This window comes from Eubacterium sp. AF19-12LB (assembly GCF_003479125.1).
In the GTDB taxonomy this organism is placed as follows: domain Bacteria; phylum Bacillota; class Clostridia; order Lachnospirales; family Lachnospiraceae; genus Eubacterium_U; species Eubacterium_U album.
In genome coordinates, this window is sequence record NZ_QUGP01000022.1 from 1 (window position 1) to 417 (window position 417).

Below are 417 nucleotides of genomic sequence, written 5' to 3' on the forward strand. Positions count from 1 at the left end.
TCTAATAGGAATAATCGCCTTAGCAAATACAGCTTTAAATGAGTACATTCCATCCTGCAAACTTTTTAGATAACTTTCATTTAAACTAATAACAACATTTCCATTCTGTTCTGCTACAGAAAAATGACTATTTGAAACTGTATTCTTATTACATTCCAAATATTCAAATTCATTATATTTAGCAACATCCGAACCTTTTGTCAAATAATCGTTGCCTATTGTTACAGTTGCATTTCCATTTCCGTTCCATGTTCCAAACATTAAATATCCATCTTGATATGTAACCTTTGTAGTATTTCCATATACATTAAGACACATCATTGTCAAAACAGATACCATTAATAATATTAAAGCCTTACCTCTTACCTTCTTTGACATAATTATTGTCTCCTCTCTCTATTATTATTTCACATTATT

Annotated in this window: 1 protein-coding gene; it reads right to left on the minus strand. The window is 29.0% G+C overall.

Annotated features, from left to right (window positions below; all coding sequences use genetic code 11):
• Positions 1-378: hypothetical protein (locus tag DWX29_RS12230; protein ID WP_147365058.1), on the minus strand; the 378-nt coding region annotated here is incomplete at its 3' end.
• Between the last annotated feature and the right edge of the window lie 39 nt (positions 379-417).